The organism is Streptomyces sp. NPDC002889, assembly GCF_042888425.1.
Classification (GTDB): domain Bacteria; phylum Actinomycetota; class Actinomycetes; order Streptomycetales; family Streptomycetaceae; genus Streptomyces.
Map to the genome: position 1 here is coordinate 103,976 of NZ_JBIAPT010000024.1, position 15,936 is coordinate 119,911.

Here is a 15,936-nt window from a genome sequence, read left to right on the forward strand (position 1 = left end):
GGACACTCGCCGCTGAGTGACCGTCAGCACCATTCATCCGTTCCGGCGCTGGTCACAGGCGTACGTCGCGGGCGGGGCGGTGGATCCGCCTGCGCTGCCCCTCGACGGCGCAGGCTCGGCAAAGGGGCTCTTCGTGGATGAGCCCCGGTGAGCCGCTCTTCGGGCAGCCGAACCGTCGCTGATAGCTCACCTCCACCGGGCAGGTCCAATGAGACACCACGCCTCCAGCGCGCCTGTCGTTCGCCGCTGAGCCTTCCCGCCGGCAAGGCGTCGTGCAGCTGGTCTCGACCCGCCTGCTCACTTTGAGGCGACCGCTCCGGCCACGGGGCCGCTCCATATGCTGCGGGAAAATCCGAGCGCGACCCGTCAGCGACACCGGCGGGCGTTGAGCCGGGCGGCCTGGCGCGTCAGGTGGTCGCGCTCGGCGAGGTTGGGTGCCTTGTGGGCCGCCTCGGCGTACAGCCGTGCCGCCGTCGCCAGGTCGCCGTCGCGCTCGTGGAGGTACGCCGCCACCGCGGCGTGGCGGGGCAGTGAGTTGTCCAGCGCCGCAAGCGCCGCCAGGCCGGCGCGCGGTCCGTCGGCCTCGCCGACGGCCACCGCGCGGTTGAGCCGGACGATCGGGCTGTCGGTCAGGCGTGCGAGCTCGTCGTACCACTCGACGATCTGCACCCAGTCGGTCTCCTCGGTGGTGGGCGCGTCGGCGTGGAGTGCCGCGATGGCGGCCTGAGCCTGGAACTCGCCCAGCCGGTCGCGGGCGAGGGCCGCCTGCAGGATCTCGACGCCCTCGGCGATCGACTCAGTGTCCCACCGGCCGCGGTCCTGCTCGGCGAGCGGCACCAGGCTGCCGTCGGGCGCGGTCCGGGCGGCGCGCCGGGCGTGGTGGAGCAGCATGAGGGCGAGCAGCCCCGCCACCTCGGGGTGGTCGATCGCGGACGCGAGCTGCCGGGTGAGCCGGATGGCCTCGGCGGCGAGGTCGACGTCGCCGGAGTAGCCCTCGTTGAAGACCAAGTAGAGGACGCGCAGCACGGTGGCGACGTCGCCGGGCTGGTCGAACCGCACGCTGGAGACGGTGCGCTTGGCCCGGCTGATGCGCTGCGCCATGGTCGCCTCTGGCACCAGGTAGGCCTGGGCGATCTGGCGGGTGGTCAGCCCGCCGACGGCGCGCAGCGTGAGCGTGAGCGTGAGCGCGACCGCGGACGGCGGCGTCAGCGACGGGTGGGCGCACAGGAAGTAGAGCTGGAGCGTGTCGTCCACCGCCGGCGTGGGCCCTGGCGCCGGCTCCTCGTCGACGAGGTCCTCACGCCGGCGGCGGGCGGCGTCCGCCCGGGTCGCGTCGAGGAACCGGCGCCAGGCCACGGTGACCAGCCACCCCTTCGGGTCCCGCGGCCGGTCGGCCGGCCAGACGCGGACCGCCTCGACCAGCGCGTCCTGCACGGCGTCCTCGGCCGCCGCGAAGTCGGCTCCGCGGCGGACGAGGATCGCGAGCACGCTCGGCGTGAGGCTCCGGAGCAGGACCTCGTTCACCTCGGAGGTCACTCCGTGATGGTGGGCGGCGCGGCCAGGAACGGGCGCACCTCGAGCCACTCGTGGATCGGCTCCCCGCCCGCCCCAGGGGCGGCCGACAGCTCCCCGGCCAGCTCGATGGCGCGCTCGTAGCTGTCGACGTCGATCACCATCCAGCCGGCGATGAGGTCCTTGGTCTCGGCGAATGGGCCGTCGGTGACCGGCGGACGACCCTCGCCGTCGTACCGGAGGAACATCCCCTCGGGGGCGAGCGCCTGACTGTCGACGAACTCGCCGGTCCCCTCGAGCCGGGCCGCGAAGTCGTGCATGTACTGCACGTGGGCCGAGATCTCCTCCGGTGTCCACTGGTCCATGGGCACGTCGTTGACCGAAGCCGGGGCGCCGCGGTAGTGCTTGAGCAGCAAGTACTTGGCCATCGTGTTTCTCCTCGGTGCTGGTGCGACCCATTGTTGTCGCGTTCATTGCGGGGACGGAGCCGGCCACGGGTTCTCGACATCGCCGTCAGATTTTTTGGCTCTCGTAGATGAGCCTGGGTGCGCCGTCTCGCGGTGTCCGGGTCCACGGCGTGGCGCGAGGGCGAGACGGAGCGAGGCCTTCCAAGATCAGCAGCGACCAAGCAACTGAATCAAGAGAAGGCCTCGCGTGCGTCACTACGTGTGGTCCGGGCGCATCGTGGTGCGCTCGGACCGATGAGGTGTCCGGCGTGGAGGGCATGCACGTCCTCGACGTCACCCACGATCCCGACGTCGGCGGTGGACAGGGCCTGGTGATGCTGGACGTCGAGTCCGCCGCCGATCCGACCGGCTGTCCGGACTGCGGGGGTGGTCGCGGTCGGCCACGGGCCGGCACGTCCAGGCCCTGCACGACGCCCCGTCCTTCGGCACGCCGGTGCGGGTGCGGTGGCGCAAGCGGATCTGGCGCCGCCCCGAACCCTCGTGTCGTCGAGGGACCTGGACCGAGGAGCACGACTTCGCGCCGCCGCGGGCCAAGCTCGCCGCAGACGGCACCCGCCCCTACCGGCGGCCGTCGACCACGTCTCGATCAGCCGAACGAGCCGACCCAGGCTGATCTACGAAGAGCCGGCAAAGGTCAACGCCGTCGCAGGCCCGGCTGCATCACATCAGCCGGCCAAGCGGCGTTGGTCGCGCAGCTGCCTGGAAAGTGGCTGACCTTGCCGTACGAGATGAACGCGAACGCCTGAGCGACAGCAGGTCCACGGGCGGAGTCGTGCGCCACCGGATCGGGTACCGCCCCGTGGGTGACCACGTTCGCCAACGCGTCGGACGGCTGGCGCACCCGACCTGGCGTCCATCGCGTCGGCCCGCCGGTTTCGAACCGGCGGGCCGACGCTACGGCGGTCCCGTCAGCCGATATCGATGAGCAGGTCGCCCGCCTCGACCTGCTGGATCTTGCCGATCGCGAGTCGGCGTACCGTGCCGGAGGACTGTGCGGTGATGGACGCCTCCATCTTCATCGCCTCGATTGTGGCCACCGTCTGGCCGGCCGACACCAACGTGCCCTCCTCCACCTGCAGCGTGACCACTCCGGCGAACGGCGCCGCGACATGGCGGTCGTTGCCCCGCTCGGCCTTCTCCGCCGCCTTCACCTCCGTGGCGACGGACGTGTCACGCACCGACACGGGCCGCAGCTGCCCGTTGAGCGTGGCCATCACCGTACGCAAGCCGCGTTCGTCGGCCTCGGAGATGGCCTCCAGCTCAATCAGCAGGGTGACGCCGGGCTCGAGGGTGACCGTGTGCTCGGTCTCCGGTTCCAGGCCGTAGAAGAAGTCCCGCGTGGGCAGCACGGACGTGTCGCCGTAGACTTCGCGGTGAGCTTCGAACTCCTTGGTGGGGCCCGGGAACAGCAGCCGGTTCAGCGTCGCCCTGCGCGTCTCCTGCAGACCGCGCCGGTCCTCGGTGGACAGCGTGGGCACCTGCGCCCGCGGCGGGCGCCCGTTCAGCGCGCGCGTGCGGAACGGCTCGGGCCAGCCACCGGGCGGGTCGCCCAACTCTCCGCGCAGAAAGCCGATCACCGAGTCCGGCACGTCGAACTTGCCGGGGTCGGACTCGAAGTCCGCGGCCTCGACCCCGGCTCCGACCAGATGCAGCGCGAGGTCGCCCACCACCTTCGACGACGGAGTCACCTTCACCAGCCGGCCCAGCATCCGGTCCGCCGCCGCGTAGCAGTCCTCGATCAGCTCGAAGCGGTCGCCCAGGCCCAGCGCGATGGCCTGCTGGCGCAGGTTCGACAGCTGCCCGCCGGGAATCTCATGGTGATACACCCGGCCGGTGGGCGAGGCGAGACCCGACTCGAACGGCGCGTAGACCTTCCGCGTCGCCTCCCAGTACGGCTCCAGATCCCCGACGGCCTGCAGCGACAGCCCGGTCGCCCGCTCCGTGTGATCCGTGGCCGCGACCAGGGCCGACAACGACGGCTGGCTGGTGGTCCCCGCCATCGAGGCGACCGCGGCGTCGACCGCGTCGACCCCGGCGTCGATCGCGGCGATCAGCGTCGCGAGCTGCCCGCCGGCCGTGTCGTGGGTGTGCAGGTGCACCGGAAGGTCGAACCGCTCACGCAGCGCCTTCACCAGTGTGCGGGCGGCCGGCGGGCGCAGCAGTCCGGCCATGTCCTTGATCGCCAGCACATGCGCGCCCGCTTCGACGATCTGCTCGGCCAGACGCAGGTAGTAGTCCAGTGTGTAGAGCGATTCGGCGGGGTCGGACAGGTCCGCGGTGTAGCAGAGGGCGACTTCGGCAAGGGCCGTGCCCGTGGCTCGTACCGCGTCGATCGCCGGGCGCATCTGCGAGACGTCGTTGAGCGCGTCGAAGATCCGGAAGATGTCCATCCCTGTCGCTGCGGCCTCGGCGACGAATGCTTCGGTCACTTCCGTCGGATAGGGCGTGTAGCCGACGGTGTTGCGCCCGCGCAGCAGCATCTGCGTGCAGATGTTGGGTACCGCCTCGCGGATGGCCGCAAGTCGCTCCCAGGGGTCCTCGGCCAGGAATCGCAGCGCCACGTCATAGGTCGCGCCGCCCCAGCACTCCAGGCTCAGCAGCTGCGGCGCCGTGCGCGCGACGTGCGGGGCCACGGCCAGCAGATCGCGCGTCCGTACTCGGGTCGCGAGCAGGGACTGATGTGCGTCACGGAAGGTGGTGTCCGTGACGGCGACGGCCGGCTGACGGCGGAGTTCGGCCGCGAAGGCGTCCGGTCCGAGGGCAGCGAGGCGCTGCCGGGAGCCGTCGGGCACCGGTGCGGCGAGGGAGGTGGGAGGCAGTTTGTCGATGGGGTCGATGACGTCCGGGCGGGGCCCGTGGGGCCGGTTGACGGTCGTCTCGGCGAGGTAGCTGAGCATGCGGCTGCCGCGGTCGGCCGAGGGGCGGGTCCGGATCAGCTCAGGATGCTGGTCGATGAAGCTGGTCGTGATGCGGCCCGCACGGAATTCGGGGTGGTCGAGCACCGCACCGAGGAAGGGCAGGTTGGTGGCCACTCCCCGGATACGGAACTCGGCGATCGCGCGGCGCGCGCGACGGGCGGCGTTGGCGAAGTCGTGCCCGTTGCAGGTGAGCTTGACCAGCATGGAGTCGAAGTGCGCGGACACCTCGGCGCCGGTGTGCACCGTGCCTCCGTCGAGCCGGACGCCGGGCCCGCCCGGTGAGCGGTAGGCGGAGATGGTGCCGGTATCGGGCCGGAAGCCGTTGGCGGGATCCTCGGTGGTGATGCGGCACTGCATGGCCGTGCCGGTCAGGACGATGTCGTCCTGGGTCAGGCGCAGTTCGGGAAGAGACATGCCGGCGGCGATGCGCAGTTGCCCGATCACCAGGTCCCGGCCGGTGACCTGCTCGGTCACCGTGTGCTCCACCTGGATACGCGGATTCATCTCGATGAAGACGTGATTGCCGCGTTCGTCGACGAGGAACTCCACGGTGCCCGCGTTCACGTACCCGATGTGGCGGGCGAAGGCGACGGCGTCGGCGCAGATACGCTCGCGCAGCCGGGGGTCCAGATTCGGTGCGGGCGCGATCTCGACGACCTTCTGGTGGCGCCGCTGCACCGAGCAGTCCCGCTCGTACAGGTGCACGACATTGCCGTGGGCGTCGGCCAGGATCTGCACTTCGATGTGGCGCGGGTTCACCACGGCCTGCTCGAGGAACACCGTCGCGTCGCCGAACGCGGACTGCGCCTCGCGCATCGCCGCGTCGATCGACTCCCTCAGCTCGCCGGGTTCGGCCACTCTGCGCATGCCCCGCCCGCCACCGCCGGCGACGGCCTTGACGAACAGGGGGAAACCGATGTCGTCGGCGGCCGCGATCAGCGCGTCCACGTCCGTCGACGGCTGCGACGACTTGAGCACGGGAACGCCGGCCTCCCGCGCCGCTGCGACGGCGCGGGACTTGTTCCCCGTCAGGTGCAAGACCGACGCGGGTGGTCCCACAAAGGTGATCCCCGCCTCCGCGCAGGCTGCTGCCAAGTCGGGGTTCTCCGAGAGGAACCCGTAACCGGGGTAGATCGCGTCGGCGCCCGCCTTGCGCGCCGCTGTGATGACCTCGTCGACCGACAGATAGGCCCGTACGGGATGGCCGCGTTCACCGATTTGGTACGCCTCGTCCGCCTTGGCGCGGTGCAGTGAGTTGCGGTCCTCGTAAGGGAACACCGCCACCGTGGAGATACCGAGCTCGAACGCTGCGCGGAAGGCGCGGATCGCGATCTCACCACGGTTGGCGACCAATACCTTGCCGAACATCAAACTCCCCTGTCGTCTTGGGGCGGGCGGCTTCAGAACGTGCGATGTGGCATCCGGTGGAGCGCTGGCCACCGTATCCGTATCGGCCGACTCCGGACGAGATCGTGAGCGGTGTCACGCTCACCGGCTCGGCCACGGACAGGCAGGTCAGATGTCGCTGTCGGCCGTATGGCCCCGCTCCCGCTGCTGCCTCTCGGCCGTGATGCTCCCACGGTCGAAGGGACCCACCTCACCCACCGGTGACGCCCGAGTGGCTCGATGCCCTTGCACGTGATGTACGGCGTGATGTCCCGGCAACGGAGCCAACGTCGTAGGTGGCCGTAGGCGTAGCCCCTGTCGGCGTGCAGCACCCGAGTATGTGGCCGCGCGTGGCGGACCACCCGGCCACGACCAGGTGATCCGGACTCTGCCGGCCCATCCGTTTTCGTCTCATCGGAACACTTCTCGTCCCCGGCGGGGTGCGCCCTGCCGGCACCGAGTGCGACCTCAGGGTAATTCTTCGGCATCCGACCGGTAAGCCGTGAGCAACAGATGCCGATAGGTGAATTCGCTCACCTTCCTCTTCCTGCGCGAGAGGAATGATTTCTGGTCGACACCGATGCCGAAATTGAAAAGAACGGGTCCGTCGGCCTGCGGTTCGAGAGAGGTGCCCTGATTTCTGAAGAAGTGCACGCCGAGTGTCCGAGGCGGCAGGAGTTTATCCGCGTAGTAGTCGACCCGGGCTCCGTTGAAAACAGGGTCCGTTCCCTCGGCGAGGTTGACAAGGCAGAGCGGGTCCTCCAGCACCGCAAGGAGCTTGCACAACTCCCTCCTCGCCTCAGCATGACCGTTCCTCTTCACGTCGTACGGCGGAAGCACCACTGTCAGACGCTCAAGGCGCTGCAGTTCCACGATCTTGCGTACCTCCCACCAGGAGGACGAGCGAATCTCCTGGTGGGGCGGCAGGATCAGGACGATCGAGTGAGCCCCGGTGATGAGTTCTTCGACCGGTTTCTTCCATGCGCTGTGCTCGGCCCTCATGTACACGAGGCCGCCGGGGGCCAGGACGAGGTTCGGGTCGACCACCGCGTACGCCTCGCACCCGTACTCGTCGGACCAGGCTCTCGCAACCACCTGTTCCATGGTGGAGGTAACTTTCATTCCGGACAGGGCCAGGGTCCGCCGCCCCCTGCCGCTGCGCACGACGATATGCCCGGCAGACCCGAACGGCCGCAGGATCAGGCAGTATCGCGCACCTGATGCGACCAGACCCTGGGCGATATTGTCGATCTCCTTGATTCGGGGGCTCGGCGTGAACCGCAACAGCCACACCATCCTGAACACGCCTACCGTGAAGAGCAGGAAGACGCAGATCGGGAGGATCGTCGGGCCGTTCCGCTCGGAGAAAAGCGCAATGATGAACATCAGGATCATGATGTTGAAAAGCCCGAAACAGCCGATGCTCCGCCACAGTCGCAGGACGACGGCCCGCGTCCCGGTCTCCCGTTGAAATGTGTGCCGTTCCGTGTCGGGCATTCGGCATTCCTTCCCCGCGGCGGAACGCAATGGCTGCGCCGACGTCCGTCCCCACCTGGAACCCCAGATCAGGATATCCATCGACTTGTCGCCCGCGCTGGGGAATGCGGATTCCGTAACCGTCCCGCGCAGCCCGTGTCGTGGGAGCGGGAACACCGCAACTTCCGGGTGGCTCTGTCGTACGGCACGTCGGCCCGGGGAACGTCGCCCGCGAGGCCGACACGGTGGGCGTGCGAACTCGGGCCGTACAGCATCCGCGTGGTCACTCCGATGAGCTGACCGTGCGTCACGGCGATCGGACCTCGGTGGATCTCCCCGGGCGGCCGGCGGTTCCGTTCGCCCTCCGGCGGTAGCGGCTTCCTGGCAGAGTTCTCCTCAATCGCCGGTTACCTCCAGGCATTGGGGGAGTGGGGTGCTCTGTGACGTCCTTCCGGCGCGGGCTCGTGGCCCGAAGACTGCTGTCCTTGGTCGCCCTTCTGTGTGCGATGGCAGCCGTGACGTGGGGGCGCGACGTCCGCCAGGCGCCGGTGGACGCTCTTCTCCCGCCCTACAAGGAGCCCCAGGTCCGATCGCGGCTGCTGGCGACCGCTGATCTGCCACTGACCGAATTACCGGTTCACAGCGCCTGGATACCCGTCCAGGACGGTCCTCCGACCACCGGGCTGTTCGTCGGATCGGGCCGGTTCCGCGCCGAACTCCGTCACGCGACACTGGTCGGAGGCTGGCAACGTACCTGGGAAAGCACGGACGGTGCGGCAGCGCTCCACATCCGGCTGGTGGAAGCCCGCAATCATCGCTACGCACGGCAGGAAACACGCAGTGCCTGCGCACCGCGCACGTCGCTGGGCATCCCCGGGGCGGACGACGCCGGATTCGAGAGCCGAGGCGCGGCCTATGCGACGGCTTGCGCCGTCGACGTCAGGGGCCGTACCGCGGTGGTGACCGACGCACGCGTCGCAGGCAAGGACGCGCCCGAGAAGACCGAAGCTCTGCTGCGCGGCGTCTTCACGCGGCAACTGACCCGTGTGCCGGTCGCTCCCGATCTGCCGCAGATCAAGGACGCGTTCCCCTCGACACGCAACGCGCTCAACACGGCGGCGATGAGCGCGGCCGTGGCCACACCGGCGACCCTCGGGCTCATCGCACTGGCCCGGGACCGCTCCACCTGGAGGCGCCTGTGGCCGTGGGCGCGGCGACAGCGACGGCACGACGCCCTTTCCGTGGACGGACTCCTGAAGCTGCGCATGGCCGCCGGCAACACGGCGGTCATGATCCGGTTCGCCGTCTATGCATGGGCGATCCGGCTCTCGGAAGAACTGCGACTGGGCATCTGGGCCACGATCGCCATGGCCGTGGGCACCGTCACCTGTGTGCTCCTGATCGAGTGGCTGGTGCGCCGCCGCCGGCCCGCTCGATGGCGGCCACCCGCCTTCGACGGCCCCCGCAGGCTGTGGGCCGTGCTCGGTGTCGCCGTGTCGGCCGCCCTCGTCCTCCTCGCGGCGCTCTTCTTCGTCGCCGGCTCCGTCTTCGAGGCGCTCGGTGTCAACCCCGGTGGATCCGACTACGTCGCCACCCAGTGGGGAATCCTGCTCCGGGCCCTGGGCCTGGTGATCCTGCTGCTGTCCTTCGTCCCGTTCGTCCTCGTGCGCCGGATCGCCATGCGGCACCTGCGCCGGCGCCCCAGAGAGGATCCGCGCCGGCCCGTGCTGCTGCTGCGCTCGTTCGCCGACGACCGGCGGATGCTGAGAGCCAGACGCCTGGACCGGGCATCGGTGCTCGAGCGGCTGTGCCTGCGCCGCTTCGAGCGATTCGAAGAGGTCACGACCTCCGCACTTGCCCAGCACGGCCCCGTGGAAGCACTCAGCCGCGTCGGCGAGCGGCTCCCGCCCGCCCTCGGTGCCGTCCGACGCAGTTTCGGCATGGACGAGTGGAGGGACGGCGTCCGCAGGCTCATCACCCAGTCACAGCTGCTGTGCGTCACCGTCGGGCGGTCGCAATCGCTGCTCTGGGAGATCCGCCAGATCAGAGCTGCGGGCGCGTTGGGGCGGACCATCTTCGTGCTGCCGCCCGTGAGCCGGGCGGAACAGCGCAGGCGCCTGGCCGTCCTCGGGTACGCCCTGGGCATCGAGTGGACGGTGCTCGATCACACCCGCCCCGGCACCGATGTCCTGGCCGTCACGGTGCCGTACGAGTCGCCGGTCGTCATCACTGGGCGGATCCCCAACGACGTCGCCTACGAGGCGGCCGTGGAGGTCGCTGCTCTTGCCGCCACCGGGACGGCACAGGTCGCCGATCCGGAACTCCAGAAGACACTGGACCGCTACCTGCATCTCGCGCACGGCGGAGTTGGATCCGCGGCTGCCGTACACCCCACACGCCCGCCCGAGGTGCAGATCCACGCGCCGGGCAAAGCTCCCGAGTACCGCCCGTGGTATCGCCACATCTGGATCGTCGCCTGGGTTGCTGCCGGAGTCGTCGCGGCTCCGATCCCGTTCCTCCTCGGACACTACGGCGAGGACGTGACGACCGTGTCGCTGCCTGCCGCCGTCACCTCCCTGGCCCAGGACCAACGCTCGCCGGATGTCTATGCCGTCGTCGCCGGCCGTCATGTGATGCGGCTGGACAGCAGCTTGAGAGGCCAGCAGGTCGCCACGACCGACGACTGGATGGACAGCGTCGTCGTCGACGGACGGCAGGCGTATTACGTGTCGGGCGCGACCGGCCATGTGGGTCGAGTGGACCTCGGCACCGGGCACACCGTATGGCGACGATCGGTCGGCCCCGGTGTCCGTGCTCTCGCACTCGCCGGACGGGACGTCGCGGTCACCTCGCCGGCGGACGGCAGTGTCATCGCCCTGGCCCGCGAGAACGGCAGGCCCGCCGGTCGGGCCGGACTGGAAGGCCACCCCTACGGCATCACCGCCGCACGGGGCCGTCTCTACGTCAGCCTCACCACCGGCAACGAGGTGGTCGAACTCGAGGCGGAGAGCCTGGCGGTCCGGTCGCGTACCGGGGTACCTGGAAGCCCTCGCCAACTGGTCAACCAGGGCAGCCGGGTGTGGGTGCACGCTCCCTCGACCCACAGGGTGCATATGGTCGACACACCGAGGACCAGAGCCGGTCCCCAGAAGGGAGCGTCCGTGCTGCTGTCACTCCAGTCGCCTCTGATCTCGGGCAACGGCGCCTACCTCGCCGTCGAAGGGCAGGAGAGGATCACTGTGCTGCATCCCGAGGACGCCCTGCGACGGCTGGCCGTGCCCGCCACCGATGCCACCTCATTGCTGGTCACGCGGGACGGCATGGTGCTTGTGGGGTTCGAATCGGGGCAGTTGAGCCGATACGAATAGGGCGACCGGAAGGGGAGCCCGCCTCGGGAACGTGGGCCACGTGTGCCTGCCTGTGCGCAGTCAGGACGGACTTCACCATTCGGCACGCCGGCGGAGGCTCGGCTTCTAGTCTCGGCCCATGACGATGACACCACAGGAGTTGAGCGCCCAGGAGCCGACACTGGAGCTGATCAACAGTGAGCTGGAGTCGCGGCTGGCCCGGCAGTCCGACGTGGGATCGAAGATCGACACCAAGGCCGTCTTCCTGGTGGGGTTCGCCGCGACTGCCGCTCAGTTCCTGGCTTCGAGGAGCGCCCAACCGCTGCTGGCGGGCGCGGCCTTCGTGGCCTACGCGGTCGCCATCGGGTTCGGGGTGGCCGTCTTCCACCTCGCCGACTACGAGGACATCGAACCCCGACAGGTTCTGGAGCACCATGCCCGATCGACCAAGGGCGAGACGCTGGTGCAACTGGCCGCCACCCGGGTAGGCATGTTCGAGAAGAACAGCGCGGCCCACCGGCGCAAGGCACGACGATGGACGATCAGCCTGACGGCGCTCGTGGCAGGGATCGCTCTCTCGACGGCCGCCATTCTGCTGCACACTGATGGCCATGACAGACGAAGAGAACCAGGGAAGCCCGTCCCCTCCTCCTCAGTCCCCTCCCGATCCGTCTCCTCCTCCGCCCCCGCCCAGCATCACTGACGCCTTTGCCAACCCGGCACTGGTGAGCACCGAGAAGAGGGGCGAGGAAAAACCTGCTCCGCCCAGGGCCGGCAGGCGAGGAGGCTCCTCGAGGCGCTGAACCGCTGCGAGGCCGCCCGCATCGCCCCGGGGGAGGCGGGCGGCCGCCTCCCCGGGGGACTCGAACTTCCCTGGCGCACCAGTCGTGTTCGCGCAAAACGGCGTCGGACTGCCGATGTACCTCACTAGCCTGATCGGAGCACAAATCCCGCGCAAGATCGCCAGAATGGGGCCGATCGTGGCAATCACCACCATCTCCGTGGCCTATGCCGAGCAGAACGAACCGTCGGGCAACCTCCTCATCCGCCGACCGGCCAACGCGGCGACGTCCAGAGGTCGACCTCTCCAGGGCATCCGAATGGCTCCGAACTGCCGCACCGGACAGGGCGAGACGGGGTTATCGCCAGGCGGAGAACGGACCTGGGAACGGTCTGCGATGTCGCCACTGCGGTCTGAAGCATGAAGCGCGCTCTGCTGGTCGGGATCGACCACTACAGGAATCGCCCCGACCTCACCGGCTGTGTGAACGACGCAACCGCGCTGCTGCCCCTGCTGGCCCGCAACGAGGACGACTCTCCCAACTTCGGTTGCCGTCTTGTGACCGTCGACAACGCGGCCCAGGCGATCGGCCGTGACCATCTGCTCGGCCTGCTCGACGACCTGCTCGCTCCCGGGTCCGACTTCGCTCTTTTCTACTACGCCGGGCACGGCGCACCGCAGAACGGCGATGTGGCGCTGATGACGCCGGACGCCACAGACATCACGCCCGGCGTCAGGTTCACCGAGGTCCTCGAACTCGTCAACAGAAGCGATGTCAAGGAGATCGTCATCATCCTGGACTGCTGCTTCTCCGGCGGCGCCACGACAGTCCCCGCCCTGGGTACCACACAGGCGATCCTGCCCACCGGCATGACCGTCCTGACCGCGAGCCGCGGCGACCAGTTCTCCGTGGAAACGGCAGCGGGACGAGGCCAGTTCTCCACGTATCTCGAAGGCGCACTGGAGGGCGGTGCCGCGGATGTCCTGGGCCATGTGAACGTGTCGGGGCTCTACGCGTATCTGTCCGAGTCGTTCGGAGCCTGGGACCAACGCCCCACCTTCAAGACGAACATCGACCGGCTGCACGACATCCGCATGTGCAACCCCCGACTCCCGCTGTCCGTACTGCGGAAGCTCACGAAGTGGTTCCCCACCCCCGATCACAGCTACGCCCTCGACCCGTCCTACGAGCCGACCGAGGCGCCGCAGCATCCCGAGCACGAGGCGATCTTCTCCGGACTGCAGAAGTATCGCGCCTGCCGTCTTGTCGACCCTGTGGGACAGGAACATCTCTACTACGCTGCGATGCGGTCCACGGGATGCGTCCTGACTCCTCTGGGTAAGCACTACTGGCATCTCGTGAAGGCAGGCCGCGTATGACGCGTATCGGTATCACCGGTCATCAGGGCCTGCCCGCGCCCGCGGTGGTGTTCGCCACCGAGCGAATCCGCGAGCTCCTGGCGTCACTGCCCTCGCCTCTGATCGGCTACACCAGCCTCGCAGAGGGAGCCGACCAACTGTTCGCCAGGGAGCTCATCGACGCGGGTGGTCGTCTTCATGTGGTCGTTCCGGCGCACGACTACGACGGTACGTTCGCGGCGGCGCACAAAAGCATCTACTTCGGCCTCCTCCACCAGGCGGCGGATATCACCTGCCTCGAGTACCCGACGCCGGGCGAAGAGGCCTACGACGCGGCGGGGCAGTGGGTCGCGGAGCAGTGCGAGGTGCTGATCGCGGTGTGGGACGGTGAACCTGCCCGGGGACTGGGAGGAACCGCGGACGCCGTCGCGCACGCCCGGCGGCTCGGTCGCAGGGTTCATGTGGTCTGGCCCCCGGGGGTGCGCAGGAGATGACTGGCCGACCGGGAGGCCCGGCGGGCAACGGGCAGCCCGCCTACGGACGTTGTGCGATCACCGGCCGGTTACCGCGCCGACGCCCACAAGACCCTTTGCGACTGTGGCCTCGCCGTTGTGCGGGACCAGTCCACGGTCCGGTCCTCGACGGGACAGCGCGGCGACTACCTCATCCATGACGAACGCGGCGACACGCTCGACAGGTTCCGCGGGCTGCAGCACCGCCGCTCCGGAGAGCTGGTTGGGTCATGCAGGCCGACTCTATGACCCGATCAGTAACTCACCGGTAGCGCGTGCAGGCCGCGGCACGCATCGACGGCCGCCATCGAGTCCGGTCGGCGGGATGTCGAGGGCCAGCCTGGGGAAGCGGTCGATCAGCGCGATGAGAGCCGACGGCTTGACGCATCGCGTCCGGACGGTGCCATGAACGTAGAAGCTGGACAGGGGTCTCACCATGACTGTCAACTAATACTCAGTCATAAATCGACTGTAATAAGGTGATCGGTATGCAGTTGAGGTACAGCTTCCGCCTGTACCCGAACGGTCCTCAGCGTGCCGCGCTGGCCCAGGCGTTCGGGTGCGCCCGCGTGGTGTTCAACGACGCGTTGCGCGCTCGTGAGGCCGCCCGCGCCGCGGGCGAACCGTTCCCGAAGACCGGGGACCTGTCCAAGCTGCTGATCACCGAGGCGAAGAAGACCGACGGCCGGTCCTGGCTCGGCGACGTCTCCGCCGTGGTGCTGCAACAGTCCCTCCGGGACCTGGACACCGCCTACCGGAACTTCTTCGACGGCCTCAAGGGAAAACGCCCGCGCATGGGCGCACCCCGCTTCAAATCCCGCAAGGACAACCGACAGGCCGTACGGTTCACCGCCAACGCCCGCTGGAAGATCACACCCGGCGGGGACCTGTCGCTCCCGAAGATCGGAGACGTGCGGGTCAAGTGGTCCCGCGCTCTGCCGTCCGTTCCGTCCACAGTAACTGTGATCAAGGACGCGGCCGGTAGATACTTCGCGAGCTTCATCGTGGAGAGCGGGCCCGAGCCGCTGCCCGAGAAGGAACAGGTCGTCGGCATCGACCTGGGCCTGGGGCACTTCGCCGTCCTCTCCGATGGCACGAAGATCGACGCCCCGCGCTTTCTGCGTCGGGCCCAGAAGAAGCTCAAGCGTGAACACAAGCGCCTCAGCCGCAAGGCGAAGGGCAGTAACAACAGGACCAGGGCCCGCATCAAGGTCGCCCGCGCTCACGCGCAGGTGGCCGACGCGCGGCGGGAGTTCCACCACCAGCTCTCCACCCGGATCATTCGCGACAACCAAGCGATTGCCGTTGAGGACCTGGCGGTAAAGGGGCTCGCCCGTACGCGGCTGGCCAAGTCCGTGCATGACGCGGGCTGGTCAGCGTTCGTCGCGATGCTGGAGTACAAGGCCGCAATGCACGGGCGGCGGTTCTTGCGCATCGGGCGCTTCGAGCCGACCTTTCAGGTCTGCTCGGCCTGCGGCGTCAAGGACGGCCCCAAGCCCCTGCACGCGACGACAGTGGACGTGCGGTGCGTGCGGGACCGTCCTCGACCGGGACATCAACGCGGCGGTCAACGTCGCCAAGGCCGCCGGACTGGCGGTGTCGGCCTATCACCAAGGCTCCCGGAGGCGGCGAGGTGGCCGGTCGCTCACCGGTCGACCGCGGCAAACAGGGCCTGAAACGCTCGGGCATGACGGACGGATACGGCATTCCACTGGGTCGTGTCCTGGCCGGTGCCAACCTCCACGACTCCCCGTTGCTCGCCCCGACCCTGGACCGCCTGGACGACCTGGGGCCGTTACCCGACGACATCACCGTGCACCTGGACGCCGGCTACGACTCGGACAAGACCCGCACGCTACTCAGCGAACGCGGCCTGCACGGACGCATCGCACATAAAGGTAAGAAAGCACCCATTCAGGCCAGTAGGCGTTGGCAGGTCGAACGCACCCACGCCTGGCAGAACGCCTTCTACCGCCTCGCCCGCTGCTACGAGCGGCGCACCACCGTCATCGACGCATTCTTCGACCTTGCCGACACGATCATCACCGTGCGTAGTCTGATCCGGCAGGCATGGACGACCGACCGCTGGGGCGAACGCACGAACCGCCGACCGTAACCGCACCCTTATCCGCACGGCCTCCTACAGAGGCCGCGAGTCCGTTGCCAGTGGACGGTGTT

8 protein-coding genes and 2 pseudogenes are annotated in these 15,936 nt (G+C 68.8%); 6 read left to right on the forward strand and 4 right to left on the reverse strand.

What is annotated here, in order from left to right; genetic code table 11:
* Positions 1 to 366: 366 nt before the first annotated feature.
* The 4 genes from ACFYWI_RS30070 to ACFYWI_RS30085 form a co-directional block, all read right to left on the reverse strand.
* Positions 367 to 1,524 carry an RNA polymerase sigma factor gene (locus ACFYWI_RS30070; RefSeq protein WP_389238570.1) on the reverse strand — a complete coding sequence of 386 codons (1,158 nt, stop codon included), beginning with the start codon at positions 1,522 to 1,524 and terminating at the stop codon, positions 367 to 369.
* Positions 1,525 to 1,532: 8 nt separating this feature from the next.
* Positions 1,533 to 1,940 (reverse strand): YciI family protein, encoded by a 408-nt coding sequence (locus ACFYWI_RS30075; protein ID WP_389238523.1) that lies wholly within the window; start codon positions 1,938 to 1,940, stop codon positions 1,533 to 1,535.
* A 947-nt stretch (positions 1,941 to 2,887) separates the two neighbouring features.
* Complete coding sequence (locus ACFYWI_RS30080; protein WP_389238525.1) at positions 2,888 to 6,265, reverse strand: pyruvate carboxylase; 3,378 nt, start codon at positions 6,263 to 6,265, stop codon at positions 2,888 to 2,890.
* A gap of 486 nt (positions 6,266 to 6,751) precedes the next feature.
* Entirely contained in the window at positions 6,752 to 7,780 is a 1,029-nt protein-coding gene (locus tag ACFYWI_RS30085) for a hypothetical protein (RefSeq protein WP_389238527.1), read from the reverse strand.
* A 485-nt stretch (positions 7,781 to 8,265) separates the two neighbouring features.
* Between ACFYWI_RS30085 and ACFYWI_RS30090 the strand changes: the two genes are divergently transcribed.
* The 6 genes and pseudogenes from ACFYWI_RS30090 to ACFYWI_RS30115 all read left to right on the forward strand — a co-directional run.
* Positions 8,266 to 11,127, forward strand: coding sequence for a hypothetical protein (locus tag ACFYWI_RS30090; protein ID WP_389238529.1), 2,862 nt, complete (start codon positions 8,266 to 8,268; stop codon positions 11,125 to 11,127).
* A gap of 118 nt (positions 11,128 to 11,245) precedes the next feature.
* Positions 11,246 to 11,809 (forward strand): hypothetical protein, encoded by a 564-nt coding sequence (locus ACFYWI_RS30095; RefSeq protein ID WP_389238531.1) that lies wholly within the window; start codon positions 11,246 to 11,248, stop codon positions 11,807 to 11,809.
* Positions 11,810 to 12,307: 498 nt separating this feature from the next.
* A complete protein-coding gene (locus tag ACFYWI_RS30100; RefSeq protein WP_389238533.1) occupies positions 12,308 to 13,267 on the forward strand; it encodes a caspase domain-containing protein in 960 nt (319 codons plus the stop codon).
* Positions 13,264 to 13,740 (forward strand): hypothetical protein, encoded by a 477-nt coding sequence (locus ACFYWI_RS30105; RefSeq protein WP_389238535.1) that lies wholly within the window; start codon positions 13,264 to 13,266, stop codon positions 13,738 to 13,740. The genes ACFYWI_RS30100 and ACFYWI_RS30105 overlap by 4 nt, the downstream gene beginning before the upstream one ends.
* Before the next feature lie 506 nt (positions 13,741 to 14,246).
* Positions 14,247 to 15,363: pseudogene (locus tag ACFYWI_RS30110) on the forward strand (RNA-guided endonuclease InsQ/TnpB family protein); the annotation flags it as partial.
* Position 15,364: 1 nt separating this feature from the next.
* Positions 15,365 to 15,874 (forward strand): annotated as a pseudogene (locus tag ACFYWI_RS30115) (transposase); the annotation flags it as partial.
* Positions 15,875 to 15,936 lie beyond the last annotated feature (62 nt).

Bases quoted from the DNA above. Each gene is read 5' to 3' on its own strand.
- ACFYWI_RS30105 (WP_389238535.1), top strand. From the start codon at position 13,264: ATGACGCGTATCGGTATCACCGGTCATCAGGGCCTGCCCGCGCCCGCG.
- ACFYWI_RS30085 (WP_389238527.1), bottom strand. From the start codon at position 7,780: ATGCCCGACACGGAACGGCACACATTTCAACGGGAGACCGGGACGCGG.
- ACFYWI_RS30075 (WP_389238523.1), bottom strand. From the start codon at position 1,940: ATGGCCAAGTACTTGCTGCTCAAGCACTACCGCGGCGCCCCGGCTTCG.
- ACFYWI_RS30080 (WP_389238525.1), bottom strand. From the start codon at position 6,265: ATGTTCGGCAAGGTATTGGTCGCCAACCGTGGTGAGATCGCGATCCGC.
- ACFYWI_RS30095 (WP_389238531.1), top strand. From the start codon at position 11,246: ATGACGATGACACCACAGGAGTTGAGCGCCCAGGAGCCGACACTGGAG.
- ACFYWI_RS30100 (WP_389238533.1), top strand. From the start codon at position 12,308: ATGAAGCGCGCTCTGCTGGTCGGGATCGACCACTACAGGAATCGCCCC.
- ACFYWI_RS30090 (WP_389238529.1), top strand. From the start codon at position 8,266: ATGGCAGCCGTGACGTGGGGGCGCGACGTCCGCCAGGCGCCGGTGGAC.